The organism is Pseudohongiella sp., from assembly GCF_011050365.1.
Classification (GTDB): domain Bacteria; phylum Pseudomonadota; class Gammaproteobacteria; order Pseudomonadales; family Pseudohongiellaceae; genus Pseudohongiella.
In genome coordinates this window covers 50,533-68,832 of the sequence record NZ_DRFV01000017.1, presented here as the reverse complement: position 1 = coordinate 68,832, position 18,300 = coordinate 50,533, and the positions used below count along the sequence as shown (strand labels likewise).

The 18,300-nt window shown below is 57.0% G+C and carries 21 protein-coding genes; 16 read left to right on the top strand and 5 right to left on the bottom strand.

The genetic code is table 11. The features are described 5' to 3' along the window. Window positions 1–53 precede the first annotated feature (53 nt). The 4 genes from ENH71_RS14935 (at window position 54) to ENH71_RS14920 (ending at window position 2,107) form a co-directional block, all read left to right on the top strand. Window positions 54–446 (top strand): hypothetical protein, encoded by a 393-nt coding sequence (locus ENH71_RS14935; RefSeq protein WP_294130678.1) that lies wholly within the window; start codon window positions 54–56, stop codon window positions 444–446. A gap of 116 nt (window positions 447–562) precedes the next feature. Then, window positions 563–1,135, top strand: coding sequence for a sigma-70 family RNA polymerase sigma factor (locus ENH71_RS14930; RefSeq protein WP_294130680.1), 573 nt, complete (start codon window positions 563–565; stop codon window positions 1,133–1,135). Continuing rightward, complete coding sequence (locus tag ENH71_RS14925; protein WP_294130682.1) at window positions 1,125–1,595, top strand: hypothetical protein; 471 nt, start codon at window positions 1,125–1,127, stop codon at window positions 1,593–1,595. Before ENH71_RS14930 ends, ENH71_RS14925 begins: the two co-directional genes overlap by 11 nt. Continuing rightward, complete coding sequence (locus ENH71_RS14920) at window positions 1,595–2,107, top strand: periplasmic heavy metal sensor (protein ID WP_294130685.1); 513 nt, start codon at window positions 1,595–1,597, stop codon at window positions 2,105–2,107. Before ENH71_RS14925 ends, ENH71_RS14920 begins: the two co-directional genes overlap by 1 nt. A gap of 6 nt (window positions 2,108–2,113) precedes the next feature. On the opposite strand, the gene ENH71_RS14915 is transcribed toward ENH71_RS14920, so the two are convergent. Next, a complete protein-coding gene (locus ENH71_RS14915; protein WP_294130688.1) occupies window positions 2,114–4,042 on the bottom strand; it encodes a beta-ketoacyl synthase in 1,929 nt (642 codons plus the stop codon). 140 nt (window positions 4,043–4,182) lie between these two features. Between ENH71_RS14915 and ENH71_RS14910 the strand changes: the two genes are divergently transcribed. The 4 genes from ENH71_RS14910 (at window position 4,183) to ENH71_RS14895 (ending at window position 7,005) form a co-directional block, all read left to right on the top strand. Continuing rightward, window positions 4,183–4,749: a M15 family metallopeptidase gene (locus tag ENH71_RS14910; protein ID WP_294130691.1), complete on the top strand. Its 567-nt coding sequence runs from the start codon at window positions 4,183–4,185 to the stop codon at window positions 4,747–4,749. A 160-nt stretch (window positions 4,750–4,909) separates the two neighbouring features. Beyond that, complete coding sequence (locus ENH71_RS14905) at window positions 4,910–5,989, top strand: lytic murein transglycosylase (RefSeq protein ID WP_294130692.1); 1,080 nt, start codon at window positions 4,910–4,912, stop codon at window positions 5,987–5,989. A 122-nt stretch (window positions 5,990–6,111) separates the two neighbouring features. Next, on the top strand, window positions 6,112–6,531 hold the full coding sequence (gene hpf, locus ENH71_RS14900) for a ribosome hibernation-promoting factor, HPF/YfiA family (protein WP_294130693.1): 420 nt from the start codon (window positions 6,112–6,114) through the stop codon (window positions 6,529–6,531). A 219-nt stretch (window positions 6,532–6,750) separates the two neighbouring features. Further along, window positions 6,751–7,005: a DUF1244 domain-containing protein gene (locus ENH71_RS14895; protein ID WP_317622351.1), complete on the top strand. Its 255-nt coding sequence runs from the start codon at window positions 6,751–6,753 to the stop codon at window positions 7,003–7,005. A 28-nt stretch (window positions 7,006–7,033) separates the two neighbouring features. Here the strand turns inward: ENH71_RS14895 and ENH71_RS14890 are convergent, their stop codons facing one another. The 4 genes from ENH71_RS14890 to ENH71_RS14875 form a co-directional block, all read right to left on the bottom strand. Then, complete coding sequence (locus tag ENH71_RS14890) at window positions 7,034–8,089, bottom strand: GlxA family transcriptional regulator (RefSeq protein WP_294130697.1); 1,056 nt, start codon at window positions 8,087–8,089, stop codon at window positions 7,034–7,036. Next, window positions 8,047–8,553, bottom strand: coding sequence for a transcription elongation factor GreB (gene greB, locus ENH71_RS14885; protein WP_294130700.1), 507 nt, complete (start codon window positions 8,551–8,553; stop codon window positions 8,047–8,049). Before greB ends, ENH71_RS14890 begins: the two co-directional genes overlap by 43 nt. Beyond that, window positions 8,550–9,638, bottom strand: coding sequence for a 3-phosphoserine/phosphohydroxythreonine transaminase (serC, locus tag ENH71_RS14880; RefSeq protein WP_294130703.1), 1,089 nt, complete (start codon window positions 9,636–9,638; stop codon window positions 8,550–8,552). Before serC ends, greB begins: the two co-directional genes overlap by 4 nt. A gap of 66 nt (window positions 9,639–9,704) precedes the next feature. Continuing rightward, window positions 9,705–10,901, bottom strand: coding sequence for a phosphoglycerate dehydrogenase (locus ENH71_RS14875; protein ID WP_317622349.1), 1,197 nt, complete (start codon window positions 10,899–10,901; stop codon window positions 9,705–9,707). Between the two features lie 112 nt (window positions 10,902–11,013). On the opposite strand from ENH71_RS14875, the gene ENH71_RS14870 reads away from it, so the two are divergent. From ENH71_RS14870 to mrdA, 8 genes are all read left to right on the top strand, one after another. After that, window positions 11,014–11,982, top strand: a complete 969-nt coding sequence (locus ENH71_RS14870) for an MBL fold metallo-hydrolase (protein WP_294130706.1) — start codon at window positions 11,014–11,016, stop codon at window positions 11,980–11,982. Beyond that, window positions 11,975–12,280, top strand: coding sequence for a GIY-YIG nuclease family protein (locus tag ENH71_RS14865; RefSeq protein WP_294130707.1), 306 nt, complete (start codon window positions 11,975–11,977; stop codon window positions 12,278–12,280). The genes ENH71_RS14870 and ENH71_RS14865 overlap by 8 nt, the downstream gene beginning before the upstream one ends. 32 nt (window positions 12,281–12,312) lie before the next feature. Continuing rightward, window positions 12,313–13,269 (top strand): YbgA family protein, encoded by a 957-nt coding sequence (locus ENH71_RS14860; RefSeq protein WP_294137923.1) that lies wholly within the window; start codon window positions 12,313–12,315, stop codon window positions 13,267–13,269. Window positions 13,270–13,383: 114 nt separating this feature from the next. Then, complete coding sequence (locus ENH71_RS14855; protein WP_294130711.1) at window positions 13,384–14,643, top strand: glutamate-5-semialdehyde dehydrogenase; 1,260 nt, start codon at window positions 13,384–13,386, stop codon at window positions 14,641–14,643. Continuing rightward, on the top strand, window positions 14,640–15,308 hold the full coding sequence (gene nadD, locus ENH71_RS14850) for a nicotinate-nucleotide adenylyltransferase (RefSeq protein WP_294130713.1): 669 nt from the start codon (window positions 14,640–14,642) through the stop codon (window positions 15,306–15,308). Before ENH71_RS14855 ends, nadD begins: the two co-directional genes overlap by 4 nt. A 19-nt stretch (window positions 15,309–15,327) precedes the next feature. After that, on the top strand, window positions 15,328–15,696 hold the full coding sequence (gene rsfS, locus ENH71_RS14845; protein ID WP_294130716.1) for a ribosome silencing factor: 369 nt from the start codon (window positions 15,328–15,330) through the stop codon (window positions 15,694–15,696). After that, window positions 15,686–16,156: a 23S rRNA (pseudouridine(1915)-N(3))-methyltransferase RlmH gene (gene rlmH / locus ENH71_RS14840; RefSeq protein WP_294130718.1), complete on the top strand. Its 471-nt coding sequence runs from the start codon at window positions 15,686–15,688 to the stop codon at window positions 16,154–16,156. Before rsfS ends, rlmH begins: the two co-directional genes overlap by 11 nt. A gap of 124 nt (window positions 16,157–16,280) precedes the next feature. Further along, window positions 16,281–18,254 (top strand): penicillin-binding protein 2, encoded by a 1,974-nt coding sequence (gene mrdA / locus ENH71_RS14835; RefSeq protein ID WP_294130720.1) that lies wholly within the window; start codon window positions 16,281–16,283, stop codon window positions 18,252–18,254. Window positions 18,255–18,300 lie beyond the last annotated feature (46 nt).

The window sequence follows — 18,300 nt, the reverse complement described above, 5'->3', positions numbered from 1 at the left end:
ATCCTGGCGTCGCCGTATAAGCCTTTGAATCAATCTTATTCGGAGTGCACAAAATGACAACCATCAATTCATTACTCGCCAGTCTGGCCTTGAGTATTGGTCTGGCCACGACAGTCTCCGCGCAGAATGATGCCGGCAGCGGTCAGAGTGACGAGCAGCTCGCCCAGCGTTTCAGTCAGCTTGACAGCAATGGCGACGGCGTTCTGTCTCTGGAGGAGTTTCGGGAAATCCGGGGTGCCGGTCGTGCCATGTCACCACCGCGTGGTGAGCGCATGGGGCAGATGACGCCGGAGCAGCGTGAGCAGATGCGTGAACGTATGCAGAACATGACCCCGGAGCAACGTGAGCGCATGCGCGAACAAATGCGTGAACGCCAGGGTCAGGGCCAGGGCCAGGACGACCCGAACGGGCAAGCCGGCGCCACGCACGACCACGGTCAGGGCTGAACGGACGCCCCGGCGCTGATGCCATGAGTGCTGCAGCTCTCTGCGTCGGTAGCACTACCGGCGGTGCGGCGCTCCGCATCAGGGAGCAGAGGGAACCGGTAGCTGATGGATACAGGATGCTGACAGACGAGGATATCATGGTCGCTATCGTGGCCGGTGATCAGCGCGTTTATGCTGATACCGTGCGCCGCCACGCCAGGCCCATTGCTATCTACGCCTACCGGATGCTGGGCAGTGAAAGCGAAGCAGAAGATATTGCCCAGGAGACTTTTCTGCGACTTTGGACACAAGCAACGCGCTGGCAGCCAGGCAAGGCTGCACTATCAACCTGGCTGCACCGGATTGCCCACAATCTTTGTATTGATTTTATGCGTAAAAACAAGGCTGCGCTGGCCAACGAACTCAGCGATGACCTTGTTGGCGATCAGATGAGCGCCGAAGCAATGCTGGACAACAACATCGAATATAACAAGTTACAAGTGGCACTGGGTCGGCTGCCCGAACGCCAGCGCAGCGCTCTGGTGCTGACGCACTATCAGGGCCTGTCCAACAAAGAGGTCGCAGGCATCCTGGAGGTGAGCGTTGAGGCACTTGAATCGCTGCTGGCGCGCGCGCGGCGCACGCTGAAAATTTATTGGCAGGCTGCCAGCCAAAGTGCTGCGGCTAGCGGAGGCAGTCATGAACAATGACATTAAGCAGGAACTGTCATCACAACGGTTTGCTCAGCTGCTGGCATCCTATGGTGCCGATGCGGCGTGCTGGCCGGCTGCCGAACGAGCGGCGGCGCTGACTTTTCTGGACAACAATGCCAGCGCCCGCGCCAAGCTTGATGACGCGCGGGCACTTGATCAGTGGCTGCAGTCATCGGCGTCACAGGTACCGGATTTTAACGGTTTGGAGGCGCGTTTGTTGCGCCACAAACTGCCCCCTGTTGCCCGCAGCGCTGGCGAGCGCCTGCTGGCGTGGTTGTTGCCCGCGACCAGCCTTGAGCTGCGTCAGTTGTGGCGCCCGTTGGCCGCCGCCTGTCTGCCGCTGGCGATCGGGTTGCTGGTGGGCTTTCGGCTAGAGCTGGTGCCCGAGGTTTACGCCACAACGGTCGAAGAAGAGCTATATTTGATTTCGCTCAGCGATTACGCGGAGATCCTGTAATGAGCATGAACAAAAGACGCGCGCTGCTCTGGACACTGGTTGCATCGCTGGCCCTGAACCTGTTCTTTGTTGGCGCTATTGGTGCCCGCATGCTGGACCACCGCGACAGGTCATCGACGCCGCCCAGTCTGGGCTGGATCTTGCGAGATCTGGAACCACAGCTGCAGGCGTCATTGCGGCCTCAGTTGCAGCAATACGGTGAGTCATTGCGTCCGGTGCGCGGACAGATGTTTCGTGCGCAGCGAGAGGTGAATCGTCTGTTGGCGCAGGATGCGCTGGACAAAGAAGCGATTCTGGTCGCGTTCGAGGAACTGCGACAAATTAATCTGCGTTATCAGCAACTGTCTCACGAGGGGACGCTGGCAGTTGTCAGTCAGTTGGCACCAGAACAGCGTAGTCGGGTATTTCGTTTTATGTCAGGTCGGCGTAACCCGGTGGAAGCAAGTGGCTTTCGTCGCTCGGGCGGCGACCCGTCTGGTGACGAAGCGGCTTCTCAGGGTTCGCCGGATTGATCACGCTCAGCTTTCGCCATCGTCCAGCATGTCGCGGTAAACGCAGTCAGTCCGCAATGCGATCGGGTTTGCATAGCCTTTAACCTGCAGTTGGTCGCGGCTGATGCTGAGCCCACTGGCATCCAGCACATTGTGATCAAAGCGATAGATGATCTCTGCACTGCCACGACGGGCCGCCTCGTCGTAGTCGGCCGCGTGCTGCTGAACTTTTTCGTTGCGTTCCTGCCAGGCTTTCAGTGCATTTTCGCCATGACGTCGGGCTAGCATCTTCAGCGTGACATGTGGTGCCAACACTGAAGCTGTGGCGTTGTTGCCGCCAAAGCCTTTGGCATTGAGCAATACTGCCTCCATGCCTTCCCGGCCGACTTCTTTGTGTTGCAGCAGGAACTCGAGATTGTCCTGGTGCACATCGTCTGCAATCGCGTCGGTACCGGCGATACCGGGGATGATGCCGTAACGCCAGACACCAAGACTGGCCACCAGTTGATCGGCGGACGCCGACGCCAGCGAGTGCCCGAGGTAGGTTTTCAGGGCGGCCACCGGCCAGTGGTCTATGCCCCAGGTTTTTGCCAGGGTACTGAAAATGTGTGATTCGGTGGTTCTGTTCTGAGGTGTGCCGGTACCGTGTGCCTGCACATAGCTGCGCTGCTGCAACCCCTTGTCTCCGATAATCTGTTGGGTCGCCGCCATTGCCTTGGCCATGGTGATGTAGTTGCCGACGCCGGGGCTGGAAATGGACTTTTTGTAGCCGTCGGCATTCACAAACACATCGTTGATGGCGCCGTGAATGTTGGCGCCCATCTCCAGTGCCAGTTTGTCGTCACACAGAATGACAAACTGGGCTGACTCTCCCAGGGTAAAACCGGCGTTGTCGCCGAACGGGCGACAGGCGCGGCGATAGTCAGGCGTACTGAGGCCTTTGTGCTTGTCCAGTGCCAGCAGAGCGGCGTCATCAACCAGTGCACCCATGGTGGTGTAGCCGTCCATGACCTCTGGCGTCAACGGAGCTTCAGAGGTGCCGACAATAACAAGGCGATGCGTACCGTTGCGAATATCGCGCATGCCCTGGCGCAGATTGTATAAAAACGTGGCGCAGGCTGCTGCATTGGTGCCGGTTGTCCCTAAATTGCCCAGCACATAGGCGTTAATAAAGTCAGCCGGCATTTCAGCGAACCCCAGCGCCAGTTGTTTGGACGACACTTTTTTGCCCAGCAAGCGCGCCTGCAGCAGACCGCCATTACCTTCATAGTCAAGCTGACTCATGCTGCTGCCGGCGTAGACACTGATCTGGTCCGCCGGCACATGCTTGAGCACGGTCTGCCAGTCAATGCCCATGGACTGTATGGCGTCGCTGGCGCCAAATACCGTCAATTGCAGTCCGCGTGGATGATTACGGGATTGATAAAGGTCCTTGGGGTCAAACCCACTGGGTAGCTGGCCGGCGGAATTGACAGGCGAGCGCCGGAAATTCTCGGTCAACACATTCAGTGCGATAGGCACTTCCACGCGCACCTGGCCGTCGCTGGCGTCACTGATCAGCCAGCCCAGCGGGATCTGATCAGGTAGCTGCTGGCGTTTGATCAGGAACGTCACCGGCAGTTCACTGTCGGCGTGCAGCGTCGCGCGTTTGTGAAACAGCAGTTGGTCAGGGTCGAACAGGTTCTTTTCCAGTTTGCGTATGAGTGTGCCGGCCTTCAGAACCGGATCAATACTGTGCAGGTAGGTATGCAGATCAATGGCTTCGCCAGCGACATTCAGCCACTTGCCATCCTTGTGCTGCAACAGCCCCATCAGGCCGGCAAGACTGGCCCGGGTTTGCATGGCATCGTGGGTAGGCAAGTTATCCAGTACCAACCGGCGATAACCATGATGCAGAGAACTGCGTCCGGCGGAATTGATGCCGCCAAAGCCAATGATTACCGGTAGTCCTGCCATGCCTGTCTCCTGTGCGGCTGCTTGTGAGATGCCACTGCTTGTTGGTGCCTGCTGCGCGCACGAACGCTGTACGGCAAAACAGTTTAAGCTACTATAACCAAAGCCAGTCAGAAAAAAATAGGTCTTAATGGTCATTTAGTATGGTAAAAAAGACAGAGAACAGGGTTGAGCCCGCTTACATTACGCAAATCAAGTCACTGCACGCTGCGCTGGGTATTGCTGACGACTACGGCGACACCATTGGATTGCCGTTACAGGCCGAGCCTGCGCAGTTGGTGGCGGCAGGCCCCGACATGTTTGGCAGGTCGCAACAGATGACACCGGCGACCCTGGCCGCATGGCATGCCATGCGTGATCGTGCCGCCGGCGATGGGGTAAGCTTATTGCTGGTGTCTGCCTATCGCGCAGCCGCGTATCAGGCGGATGTTATTCGCCGCAAGCTCGACAGCGGCCGCACGCTGGATGACATTTTGCGGGTCAACGCGGCGCCGGGGTACAGTGAGCACCATACGGGACGTGCGCTGGATATTGCCACGCCGGACAGCCCGCCACTGGAAACCGTTTTCGATCAGACTGCTGCTTTTGCATGGCTGATGAAAAACGCGGATGAATTTGGTTTTGTGTTGTCCTATCCAGAGGGAAGCGCATCAGCGATCACCTACGAGCCCTGGCATTGGTGTTTTTCGGCTGCCCGAAATGAGGGCTGAAAAAGCCTGCAAAAATCGCTCAAGACCCCTTGGACAAAACCGGGGCAAAGGAGTACGCTAAAATTCAGCACACGCAAGAAGTCGCCAATATTGAATTGCTGGTTGAGCGTCCGTGTAGCGGTCCCGTCAGGGACTGTGTCAGAACAGGAGTTGTCATTGCATGTTGAAAGCGTTGGGTGCTGTTGCAGTTGGTAGGTATCTGGTCATTTTGGCACTGGTGTCAGTGGTATATCTGAACACAAGTATGCAGGTACACGCTCAGTCCGATGCCCAGTCGGATGCCCAGTCCGATTCCCAGTCCGATGCAGAGTTCCAGCAATGGCTGCAGACACTCATTGCCGAGGCCCGCGACCGCGGCATATCGGAGCGCATCATCGAACAGGCGCTGGTGTCAGTGACTCCCATCCCCCAGGTCGTCAGTAACGACCGCAATCAGGCGGAATTCGTCGAAACACTGGACGAGTATCTGGAAAAGCGTGTCACCGACTGGCGTATTCAGACTGGCCGCGAACGCATAGCAAGACATGCCGATGTTCTCGCCCGGGTAGCCGCCGAATATGGTGTGCCGGCGCGCTTCATTGTTGCCATCTGGGGCATTGAAACCAACTACGGAAACTTTACCGGCGGCACCGATGTAGTGCGTGCATTGGTGACGCTGGCCTACGACCCGCGGCGCGCTGAGTATTTTCGTCGGGAGCTGCATGCCGCGCTGCAGATCCTGCAGGAAGGGCATATTGATCACGCTGACATGAAAGGTTCGTGGGCTGGAGCAATGGGTCAGAGCCAGTTCATGCCCAGTAGTTTTGTGAATTACGCCGTCGACCATGATGGTGACGGTCGGCGCAATATCTGGACCAGCGAGGCGGATGTGTTCGCGTCGATTGCCAACTACCTGAGCCAGCGTGGTTGGCAGGCGGGGCAACGATGGGGGCGCGAAGTAAGCCTGCCCGATGACTATCATGAACGTGCCGACCAATGGAGTCAGGGTGATGCCAGTTTCTCCTGCAGTGTGCTGCGTCGGCATACGGTGCAGCGATCGTTGGCCGAGTGGCAGATGGCCGGCGTGCGGACCGCTGCCGGTGCCGACCTGCCGCAGGCTGACTTTCCCGGATCCATCGTGTTGCCGGATGGCGAAGCAGGCAGTGCCTTCATGACCTATCCGAACTTTCGCGTCATCCTGACCTATAACTGTGCCAATAATTATGCGCTGGCGGTTGCAAAACTTGCCGACAGCTACTAGATAAGTAATACAGATAGCACTGTATTTTACAAACGCCTGCACAGGCGAGGAGGGTAGTCAGCCGTTTCGAGAATTCACATCCCCATGACAGATGAACAAAGCAAATCAGGAGACAATTTATTATGTCCAATGAGTTTCAGATTGTTTTTCACAACATTGACCAGTCCGATGCCTTGACCGAAAGCGTCAACAAACGAGTCGAGAAGTTGCGCCGATACAATGGCGATATCATCGGAGGTCGTGTGGTACTGGATTCACCTCATAACAACCATCACAAAGGTAAAGTTTATTCTGTCACGCTTGAGTTGCACACACCGAACAAAGAGGTGGTGGTAACCCAGGAACAACATGATAACCATGCCCACGAGGATTTGTATGTCGCGATTCGGGATGCCTTTAATGCTGCCGAACGCCAGTTGAAGTCGGTCGACAAGAAGCACCGCGCACAGGCCTTGCACAAAAACCCGGATGCTGTTGATGACGGTATGGATGGCATTGTGGATGAAGATGACCTGCCTGAGTACAACAGCGCCGTTGGCTGAAGTCAGCACGTGAGCGTTTGATCAGCCTGGTGGCGGGGTGTCATGGCCCGCTGCCAGGTTGCACAGGCAGTCACCCAGTAAGCCCTCAGAAAGTCCCCCCCCCACCCGAAGTCACTGAAAGAGTCACTGAAAGAGTCACAGAAAGAGTCACATAAAGAGTCACATAAAAAGCCTACCACCGAAACAGGAGCTGGTATTCAGATGCCCGATAACGAAAAAATCTCTGAGCAACAAGCCATGGCGCTTGATGCGGCCGCATTTCGCCGACTGCTGAAACACCTGGATGAAAACAAGCAGGTACAGAACATAGATCTGATGAATCTCGCCGGTTTTTGCCGCAACTGCCTTGCCAAATGGTACGCCGCTGAAGCCCAGGCGCAGAACCTGGATATTGACTACGAACAGGCCCGCGAACGTGTCTATGGCATGCCCTATGCCGAGTGGAAGGACAAGCACCAGACTCCCCTCGCCTGAGTCATGGGTGACTTGCTGATGGCGTCGACTATCCGTCATTCCCCGGAGTGTGCCGGGTTCCCACATTAAACAGTTTGGTCCTTACCAGTCGCCGGTATGCATTGGGCGTGACGTCGTGCATTCGCCTGAACAGACCGGTGAAATAACTGACATCCTGGTATCCGACAGCAAATGCAATTTCCGCAATGCTGAGATTGCTGTGCTTGAGCAGTTCACGCGCCTGATAGATGCGCACTTCCTGCAGGTATTCCACCGGTGTTTTATTGGCCGCCTGGCGGAAGCGACGGTTGAACGATCGGGCGTTCAGTCCAAACCTCGGCGCCAGGTCGCGCATCCGGATGTCGCGTTGATAATGTTTCTGCAGCCATTCCTGCACCTTGATAATCAGCTCATCGTGGTGAGTATCCTGCTGATCAACGGCGAGCAGCAGTGACTCATAAGAGCGCTTCAGTTCGTGCGTGAAATGTCGCGCCACTTCGTCCGCTGTGCTGCTGTCGAAGAGCTGTTCAACAAAGTGCAGCATGACATCACGCACGGCGTTCACACTGCCGGTGCAGTACAGTCGGTCCTGATGCGTGATAAAGCGTTTACGCTGCAGCTTGATGCGCGGGTAGCGCGATTCGAAATCATCAAAATAGCGCCAGTGTGTGGTTGCCGGCTTGCCGTCCAATAGCCCGGCTGCTCCCGGGAAGTAGCTGCCGCTGCCGACGCTGCACACCGTAGCGCCGGCGGCATACTGTTGCGTCAGCCAGGCGACGCTTGCGCTGTGTTGCATAACCGCGGCGCGCGGATTACCCCATAACGCCGGTACAAAGATCAGATCGCAGATGCCGGTGTCGGCAAGCCGGCAGCCAGGGTTGATGCTCATGCCGCCGGACACAGTGATGCTGTTGTTGTCTTCGGCGACTATTTGCAGCTTGACGGTGCTTTTTCTCTGCTGATGGCGCAGGCGGAAAATGGTATCGGCAGCACTGATCATTTCCAGCGGGATGGCCATGCTGGAGGCCAGCGCCTGGGGGAATGCGAGGATGCAGATCCGTTTCATGCCGGCATGGTATACCGGATCGCGGCGACGTAATAGCAAGTGCGTCCGCCGGGGGAAACAATGGCAACCTCGTCATCGACCTGCTTGCCCAGCAGAGCGCGGCCCAGGGGAGCATCCATGCTGACATAGCCGGGTTTGTCGCCGACTTCGTCGGGACCGACGATTCTGTACCAACTGACGTTGCTACTGCTGTCTTCCAACTCTACCCAGGCACCAAAATAGATTTTATTGATATCGCTGGGCAGTGCCCTGACGACGGTGGCATCTTCCAGACGCTTGCGCAGGTAACGCACGCGGCGATCGATTTCGCGCAGACGTTTTTTGCCGTATATATACTCTGCGTTCTCGGACCGGTCCCCCAGTGCTGCCGCTTCGCTGACCTGCTGCGTGACTTTGGGGCGTTCATCGCGCCACAAAAAATCCAACTCCTGCCGCAGCCGGGTTTCCCCTTCGGCGGTCAGGTAGTTGGATTTGGGCGGTGCCGGTGGTCGGTAACGACTCATCCGTTTTGCTTTGCAAATTCCTGCATGAAGTCAACCAGAGCCTGGCAACCTGCCAGCGGCATGGCGTTATAAATGGAGGCGCGGATACCGCCCACCAGGCGATGACCTTTCAGTGCATACAGGCCACGCACCAGGGCTTCATCCAGAAATTTTTTGTCCAGTGTGCTGTCCTGCAGATTGAAGCACACGTTCATCTCCGAGCGGTGATCGGGGTGGGCCGAACCGATATAGAAATCATTGTTGTCGATGACATCGTAGATCAGCTTGGCTTTTTGTGCATTCAGCGCTTCCATGGCGGACAGGCCACCTTGCTCTTTCAGCCACTGCAGCACCAGGTTCATCATGTATACCGCGAAGGTGTTGATGGTGTTGGGCATCGAGTGATTCTTGGCATAGGTTTCATAGTTCAACAGATTCGGTGTGTTGGGCAGCGCATGGCCCAACAGCTCTTTGCGAATCAGTACTGTCGCCATGCCGGACGGCCCCAGGTTCTTCTGCAGACCGGCAAAAATCAGGCCGAACTTATTGAAGTCCAGCTGGCGGGATAGCAGTTCGGAGGTCATATCTGCCACCAGTGGTATCTTGCCGGTGTCCGGGAAGTGGTTCCAGCGGGTACCAAAAATCGTGTTATTGCTGGTCAGGTGTACGTATGAGGTATCCGGGTCCAGCGTCGCGGGATCAAAGTCCGGGATACGATCAAAGTTGCTGGCTTCACTGGTGGCCGCTACTGTGATGTTGCCGAAGCGTGACGCTTCCTTGCGCGCCAGCGTGGCAAAGTTGCCGGTTTCCAGATAGGCAGCTTTGTGCGCCGGGTTCAGGTCCAGCAGATTATGCGGCACGGCGGAAAACTGCAGTTGAGCGCTGCCGTGTACATAAAGTATTTCAAAATCGTCAGGCAGCCCGGAAATCTCCCGGATCAGATCATCCGTGTGCGTCAACAATGCTTCGAACTCTTTACTACGGTGACTGATTTCAATAACCGAGGCACCCATGCCGTTGTAATCCAGAAACTCCCGTTGCGCTCGCTCCATGACAGAAGTCGGCAGCATGGCCGGGCCGGCACCAAAGTTATACACGCGATTCATAGTTGTCGTTCCTGAGCAGTGGTTATTGATAAGTGGGTTGAAGCAACAGCGCCCCCGGGCACATGGTCAAAGTACAGTGACTTTGACCACGTCTCCGGTGTTCGCGATGGCTGCGACTGCCGTCTCTGACGGGGTCGTGGCCAGATCTATCAGGTTATAGGCGATTCCATCCCGGCTTTTGTTGATCATGTCGATGACGTTGATGTCCTGTTCGGCCAGGATGGAAAGAATCTTGCCCAGCATCCCCGGCACATTTTTATTGCTGATCGCCAGGCGGGTTCCGGCACCCGCACCGGGCACGCGATCCAGAAATAACGGGGGGTAGTTCACCGAGTTGCGGATATTACCATTCTCCAGGAAATCCTTCAGCTGTTCGGCTGCCATCATGGCACAATTTTCTTCCGCCTCCGCCGTGCTGGCACCAATGTGCGGCATCAGAATGACATCGTCGCGACCGATAAGCTCATGACGCGGAAAATCGCTGACGTACATACGCAATTGGCCTGCATTCAGACCGGCAACAACCGCATCGGTATCGACTATTTCGTCGCGAGAGAAATTCAGCAGGCACAAACCGGGCTTCATGGCGGCAACCATGTCAGTGCTGATCAGGTTGCGGGTGGATTCAAGTACCGGCAGGTGCAGGCTGACATAGTCAGCATTGCTCAACAGAGCGCTGACGTTCTCGATTTTCTGCACCTGGTTGGGCAGCCGCCAGGCCGCATCCACCGATAGTGCCGGGTCGTAGCCCAGCACTTTCATGCCCAGGTCTATTGCCATGCCTGCGACCAGAGAGCCGATGGCGCCCAGACCGATGACTCCCAGGGTCTTGCCCGCCAGTTCGCTGCCAGCGAAGCGTTTCTTCTCGGCTTCAAGCAATCGGGACATCTCGGCATTGTCAGTCATGTCCCTGAGTTCGCCGACATAACGCATGCCAGGCAGGATGCCGCGCGAAGCCAGTAACATGCCACTGAGGACAAGCTCTTTCACCGCGTTGGCGTTGGCGCCCGGGGTGTTGAAGACAACAATGCCTTTATCAGTGCACGCTGACAACGGCACATTGTTTACCCCGGCGCCGGCGCGGGCGACCGCCCTGACACTGGCCGTCAGCTCGGACTCCTGCAGTTTGTAGCTGCGCAACAGGATCGCCTCGGCATCGTCCTGTGCCGGATCTACACAATAGTGAGTGCTGTTAAAGCGCGACAAGCCTTTGTCTGAAATCTGATTATAGGTTTTTATTCTTAGCAGTTGCGTCTCTGACATGATTCCCTTGCCCTGATGCGGAATGGAAGAACTACCGGATGAGAAAAAGCAGCCTTTTATAACGTGAATCGACAGCAAAAACCAGCCTGCAACCCGGCCGGCGCATGCCGACGTGTTTGCCCCGATCCATAAACCCGCTATCATGGCGGCGCTGAAGACAACAGGGCAACGCGCATCGCGCCAGTCCTGGCAGGGGGGGAATGCATTGGAAGAGACACGCTTTGTTGCCGGCCAGCCCATCATGGTTGGCACAGGCAGGATATCTGTGCAACGGGTGTTGTGCGCAAACGCCAGCATGATGACCGGGCCGGGCACCAATACCTATGTGTTGGGTGAGCGCGAGATGGCCGTCGTTGATCCCGGGCCTGCGATGCCGGCGCATACCGACGCTATCATGCAGGCGCTGTCGGGTCGGCCACTGAAGTGGATCTTTGTCACCCATAGCCATGGTGATCATTCGCCCGGGACTGCCGCGTTGCAGGCCCTGACCGGTGCCAGTGTGATCGGTTTTGCGCCGCCGCAGGACGCACTGTATCAGGATGCCAGCTTCACGCCGGATCGACTGTTCCTGGATGGGGAGCGCATTACCTGTGATGGTTTTACAGTGCAATTGATACATACACCGGGGCATGTCTCCAACCATGTCTGTTTTTTGCTGGAAGAAGACGGCTTGCTGTTCACCGGCGACCACATCCTGCAAGGAACCACTCCCGTCATTCTGCCGCCCGATGGCGATATGCGCGACTACCTGGCATCGCTGGAGCAATTGCGTGAATTGCCGTTGCAGGCTCTGGCGCCGGGGCACGGGGACATCATGCATGAGCCGGCACAGATGATCTCGACACTGATCCGGCATCGCCTGCGCCGCGAACAGAAAATTGTCACTGCACTGCAGGATCTGGGCCCGGCCACGCTTGATGAGCTGGTGGTGCAGGCCTATGACGATGTTGCTGAACACTTGATTCCGTGGGCAAAAAAGACTTTGCTGGCGCATCTGATCAAATTGCAGCGTGATGGTCGCGCCAGTGCCGACGGTGACGCTACCGGGGCAGCGACGCAGTGGTATTTGCAGCGTGACTGAGGGCGTCAAATCCCATGGCGCAAGCTGGTCCGTTTACCTGGTGCGCTGCGCGGACAGCAGTCTGTACACCGGCATTGCCACTGACGTTGCGCGACGGTTTGCGGAACATCAGGCGCAGGGTCCGAAGACCGCGCGGTATCTCCGTGGCCGGGCCCCGCTGACCCTGGTGTTCCAGTGCCCGGCGGGTGATCGCAGTACTGCGCTGAAGCTCGAGTATCGGATCAAGCAATTGCCCCGGGCTGACAAACTCAAACTGGTTGCCGGTGATCAACGGCTGCTACTATCTACAGAAGAATGATCAGGGCTCAAAAGAATGATCAGGAGTGTTCGGTGAATCAGCATCAGTCAGAGAAAATTCCCGTAGGCATCAGCGCCTGCCTGCTCGGCGAGGAAGTCCGCTTCAACGGCGGTCATAAACTCCATTCCTACATTGATCAGACCCTGGGCGAGTTCTTTCATTTTCGCTCCTTTTGTCCCGAGGTAGACATCGGTCTGGGGATCCCGCGACGGCCCATCCGTCTGATCCGCCGTGATGATGAGGTGGCCTGTGTGGATAACGAGGACTATCAGCTGGACTATACTCAGGCGCTGATCGACAGTGCTGACGCACAACGCGCATGGCAGGCTGAGCTGTGTGGTTTTATTCTCAAGAAAGACTCGCCCAGCTGCGGCATGGAGCGGGCCAAGGTCTATGATGGCAAACAGGTTGTGCGTGACGGCGTGGGTATTTTTGCTGCGCGGCTGATGCAGAATTTTCCGGAACTGCCGGTTGAAGAAGAGGGGCGCCTGGGTGACGCGGTTCTGCGCGAGAATTTCATCCAGCGTGTCTACGTCATGTACCGCTGGCGCCAGCTGCTGGCTGAAGGCGTAACGGTCGCGACATTGACCGACTTTCACGCCCGTCACAAACTGATCCTGATGAGCCACTGCCAGAAAACCTACCGTGAGCTGGGGCCCATGCTGGCATCGGTGCGCAAAGACACGGTGGCTGACATGGCAGCGCAGTACATCGGAAGCCTGATGGCTGCGTTAAAGAAGCGCGCCAGCCGTGGTGATCATGTCAATGTGTTGCAGCATATTCAGGGCTATCTGCGCGATCACCTGGATGCCGGCGACAAGGCGGAGCTGGTGGATGCCTATGAACGCTACCGACTGGGCCAGTTACCTTTAATAGTGCCGGTCACATTGCTCAACCATCATTTCCGCAAACACCCCAATGAGTACATCAGTCGTTCCTGGTACATGCACCCATATCCGTCACAAATGAGCCTGCAGAACCATATTTGACCGCATAGTTATTGATAATTGCGATTATATGGCGCTGTTTTTTTGTGTCCTGCCCCCGTGCGGCGCTATAATGCCCGCCTTTTCTGAATTGACACGTTGCCGGACGATAAACCAATGGGCGATATTGACGCTTACATGAACACGCTGGGCGAGCAGGCCCGTGCGGCTTCCCGCATCATGGCCGCCGCGACCACCGCGCAAAAGAATACTGCGCTGCTGGCCATGGCAGACGCCATTGATGCCAGCCGTGAGCGTCTGCAGTCCGCCAACGAGCTGGATCTGCAGGCGGGCCGAGACAAAGCTCTGGACGCGGCCATGCTCGACCGGCTGGCGCTGACCCCGGCCCGTATTGACGGCATGCTGGAGGGGCTGCGTCAGGTGGCAGCCCTGCAGGACCCGATTGGCGAGGTCACGGATATGCGTTACCGCCCCAGTGGTATCCAGGTCGGGCGTATGCGTGTCCCCCTGGGCGTTATTGGCATTATTTATGAGTCGCGCCCCAACGTGACCTGTGAGGCTGCCAGTCTGTGCCTGAAATCGGGCAATGCGGCCATTCTGCGCGGCGGGTCCGAGGCTATTCATTCCAACCAGGCCATTGCCGACTGTATACGCACTGGCCTGCAGGCCGCGCAACTGCCCGTTCATGCAGTGCAGGTAGTGGAAACTACCGATCGCGCTGCGGTAGGGTTGCTGATCACGATGCCGGAATTTGTTGACGTTATCGTGCCGCGGGGTGGCAAAGGCCTGATCGCGCGTATCAGCGCTGACGCCAAGGTGCCGGTGATCAAGCATCTGGACGGCAATTGCCATGTCTATATTGATGACAAAGCGGATCTGCAGAAAGCCATCAAGGTTGCGCTGAACGCCAAGACCCAGCGCTATGGCACCTGTAATACACTGGAGTCGCTGCTGGTCGCGGAAGCGGTGGCGGAGCGGGTGTTGCCGGAGCTGGCGGCACGTTATGAAGCCCACGGCGTTGAGTTGCGCGCATGTCCGCGAGCGCTGATGCTGATGCCGGGCGCAGTGCCAGCCAATGAGCAGGACTGGGGGGAAGAGTACCTGGCGCCAGTACTCTCGGTGCGTCTGGTGCCCGATCTGGACGCCGCGATTGCGCATATCAATCAATACAGTTCCGGGCACACGGAAGCCATCATTACCGAAGATTTTCACCGTGCGCAGCGTTTCCTGCGTGAAGTGGATTCGAGTTCGGTGATGGTGAATGCGTCGACCCGGTTTGCGGACGGTTTTGAATACGGTCTGGGTGCAGAAATCGGTATTTCCACCGATAAACTGCATGCCCGTGGTCCGGTTGGCCTGGAAGGGCTGACATCGCAAAAGTATATCGTCATCGGTGATGGCCATATTCGCACATGAGTCTGCGCATCGGTATCATGGGAGGCATGTTTGATCCCGTTCACCGAGGCCATTTGCGGGTTGCTGCGACCGCGCTGACGGCGCTGGAACTGGACCATGTGCGACTGGTGCCCTGCGCGGTGGCAAACCACCGGAATCAGGCGAGCGCATCGGCAGCGCACCGCCTTGCCATGCTGAAACTGGCCCTGACTGAGCTGGGTGAGCCGCGCCTGCAGGCAGATGATCGCGAGCTGCGGCGTCCGGGTGTGTCCTATATGGTGGACACGCTGGCGTCGCTGGCGGCGCAGTTCCCCGAGGCCACGCTGGTTTATGTCATGGGTTGGGACAGCTTCAATACCTTGCCTGGCTGGCACCGCTGGCGCGAGCTGCTCGACTATAGTCATCTGTGCGCGGTCAGCCGTCCGGGGGTGCACCTGGCGGCAGGTGGCATGGCAAAGCAGGACGCGGAATGGTTGTTGAGCCGGCAGGCTGACAGTCCGGCATCGTTGTTCGACAGCAAATGCGGCAAGGTGTTTGTGCTGGATGAACTGGCAGAGCCGGCTGCTTCCACGGATATTCGTCAGGCGCTTGCCGCTGACGCAGAGAAAATTTCAGACATGCCGGGCGTGGTCCTCGATTACATTCGGCAACATCAACTTTACACAACGCCCCACGACAATGCCTGACGGCAGGAGAAAAGTTTAATTGGATACTAACGATATAATCGCGCTGGTGATTTCTGCGCTGGAAGATGTGAAGGGTCAGCATATCGAAACCTTTGATGTGAAAGACCTGACCCCGGTGACAGATGCCATGATTATCTGCACAGGTACCTCCAATACCCATCTGAAAGCCCTGTCAGATGAGGTTGTGGTCAAAGCCAAAGCTGCCGGCCTCGATGTCAATGGTGTTGAAGGGCGGCTGCAGGCGGAATGGGTCCTCGTCGATCTGGGCTCGGTCATCGTGCACCTGATGATGGGGGCCACGCGTGCCCTGTATCGTCTGGAGGATCTGTGGGATTTCCGGCTGGAGCCGGAGGACCGCAAAATGCCACGGGACAACGGTGAAGATTAATCTGATATCAGTCGGCACCAAAATGCCGGCCTGGGTGGAGCAGGGCGTGCAGGAATACAGCAAACGCCTGCCCGCCGAGTTCAGTTTCAACTGTATTGAAGTGCCATTGGGTAAACGTGGCAAAAGCAGCAGTATCGAACAGGCCATGCGCCAGGAAGAAGAGGCGTTGCTGGCGCGGATCAGTCCGCGCGATCATGTGGTAGCGCTGGATGTACAGGGCAAGGTGTTGAGCACGGAAGCGATGGCCGCCAGAATCTCGCAAATCCGGGACGACGGCCGTCATCTGAGTCTGCTGGTCGGCGGCCCGGATGGTCTGACCCCCGCTTGTCTGCAGCGCGCCGATGAACGCTGGTCGTTGTCGGCACTGACGTTGCCCCATCCCCTGGTCAGAACGGTGATGGCGGAGCAGATTTACCGGGTCTGGAGTCTGCTATCGGGTCATCCCTACCATCGCGCTTGAAAGCAATGTAAACTTATTGCGCAAAACCTTGTCTTACTTGCAATAAATCGGAAAATTACACGGTCTGGCACGAGTATCCGGGATTATCCGGCAATGGCACCTCCACGCGATTGAAACAACAATTATGGCTCCAAGATTTCGTCTCGACGGACATAAGCAGGAAATTCAGATATTCAACCGGCGCCTGGTTTTTGCCTGTGGGGTAGTCTTGCTGCTGGTACTGGCGCTGATTGGTCGAATGATCAATCTGCAGTTTCTGAACCATGAATACTTCTCCGCCCGCTCGGATGGCAATCGCCTGCATTCACAATACATCCCGCCGACCCGCGGTCTGATTTACGATCGCAACGGCAACCTGCTTGCTGATAACCGACCGATTTTCAACCTGACAGTGGTGCGCGAAGCGGCTGCTGATTTTGATCAGTCGCTGTCAATTTTGCGCGACGTGATCGGCCTGACCGATGAAGATGTCGAGCAGTACCAGGCCCGCCTGGGTCGTCGCGCGGTGCCACAATCATCGGTGCCATTAAAGTTTCAGCTCACCGATGAAGAGATTGCTCATATCGCTGTAAATCAGCATCAGCTGCCGGGTATCGCGGTTGAAGCACAGCTGGTCCGGTATTACCCGTTCGGGCAAAGTGCTGCCCACGCGCTGGGTTATGTATCGGAAATCAACCGTGATGAATTGCAGGGCATGAGCGAAGAGGAGGTGCGCAATTATCGCGGCACCAATCAGATTGGCAAGATCGGCATCGAGCAAACCTATGAGGACTATCTGCACGGCAGTGTCGGGTTTGAAACCGTAGAGAAAAACAATCGCGGTCGTGTCATGCGGGTTCTGGGTCGAACAGACCCGGAGCCGGGCGCCGACATACAGCTGCATCTTGATATCGCCTTGCAGACGGCAGCAGAGGCAGCTCTGGGCGATCGACGGGGCGCTATTGTGGCCATTGATCCGAAAACCGGTGGTATTCTGGCCATGGTCAGTCAGCCCGGGTATGACCCCAATCTGTTTGTTACCGGCATCAGCCGGACCCAGTTGGCGGAGCTGAACAACTCGCGCCATTCACCGATGTTCAATCGCGCAACTCATGCCAGAATTCCGGGTTCGACGATCAAGCCCTTTATTGGCCTGGCCGGCCTGTATCACGGTGTCATCACGCCGGAGTTTGTTATTAATGACCCCGGGTATTACCAGCTGGCCGAACGCAGGCGACCGTATTATGACTGGACCTGGTGGGTGGATAAATCCGGCCATGGCCCGATCAATCTGGAGCGTGCCATCTATCAGTCCTGTAATACCTATTTCAGTCACACTGCGGTTGAGCTGGGTATAGACCGTATTCACGACTACCTGGTGACTTTCGGTTTTGGTGCCAACTGGGCGCTGGACGTGCCCAATGCCTCGAAAGGTCTGGTGCCGTCACCGGCATGGAAGCGGGAAACTCGCGGAGAGCCCTGGTATCCGGGGGAGACGCCGGCCGAGGGTTTTGGCAACGGTATGTTCCAGGCAACGACCCTGCAGATGGCCAGTGCGGCGGCGACACTGGCCAATCACGGTGTTTTCAAGCGGCCCCGCATGCTCAGGTCAATCCGTGCCGACGAACAGGATTTTGCAGCCATAATATTTGATGAAGGTGAGGTGACGCAGCCGCTGCTGCCGTCCCGTGAAGAGGTGGCCCTGGTGCGCAAGGCCATGGAGCACACCGTCAGTAAGCCGCGTGAGCGTGAGCATCGCAGACATGAAGGCACTGCCTATGATTATGTGCAGGGCGCCAGACCGCTGGCTTACCCGATGGCAGGTAAATCAGGTACCGCGCAGGTGGTGGGTGTACAGGTAGATGCCAGGGGTAACCGGATAGAACCTGATGAAATCCGCGACGAACACCTTAATCATGCCATGTTTATCGCCTTTGATGCCTCGCCCGAGTCCAGGATCGCTGTCGCCGTGTTTGTTGAGAATGGTGAAGGTGGTAGCTCAGTCGCCGGACCGCTGGCGCGCGAAGTTCTGGATGCCTATATGCTGCCCATCATTGAGCAGGAGCAGTTGATGGAACAGGGCGGCGAAGGTGGTCAGTTGCTGACAGCTAATCATTAATTGCGGTAACATGACGTCGAGTTTGAAAACGCCTGGCAGTGTATCC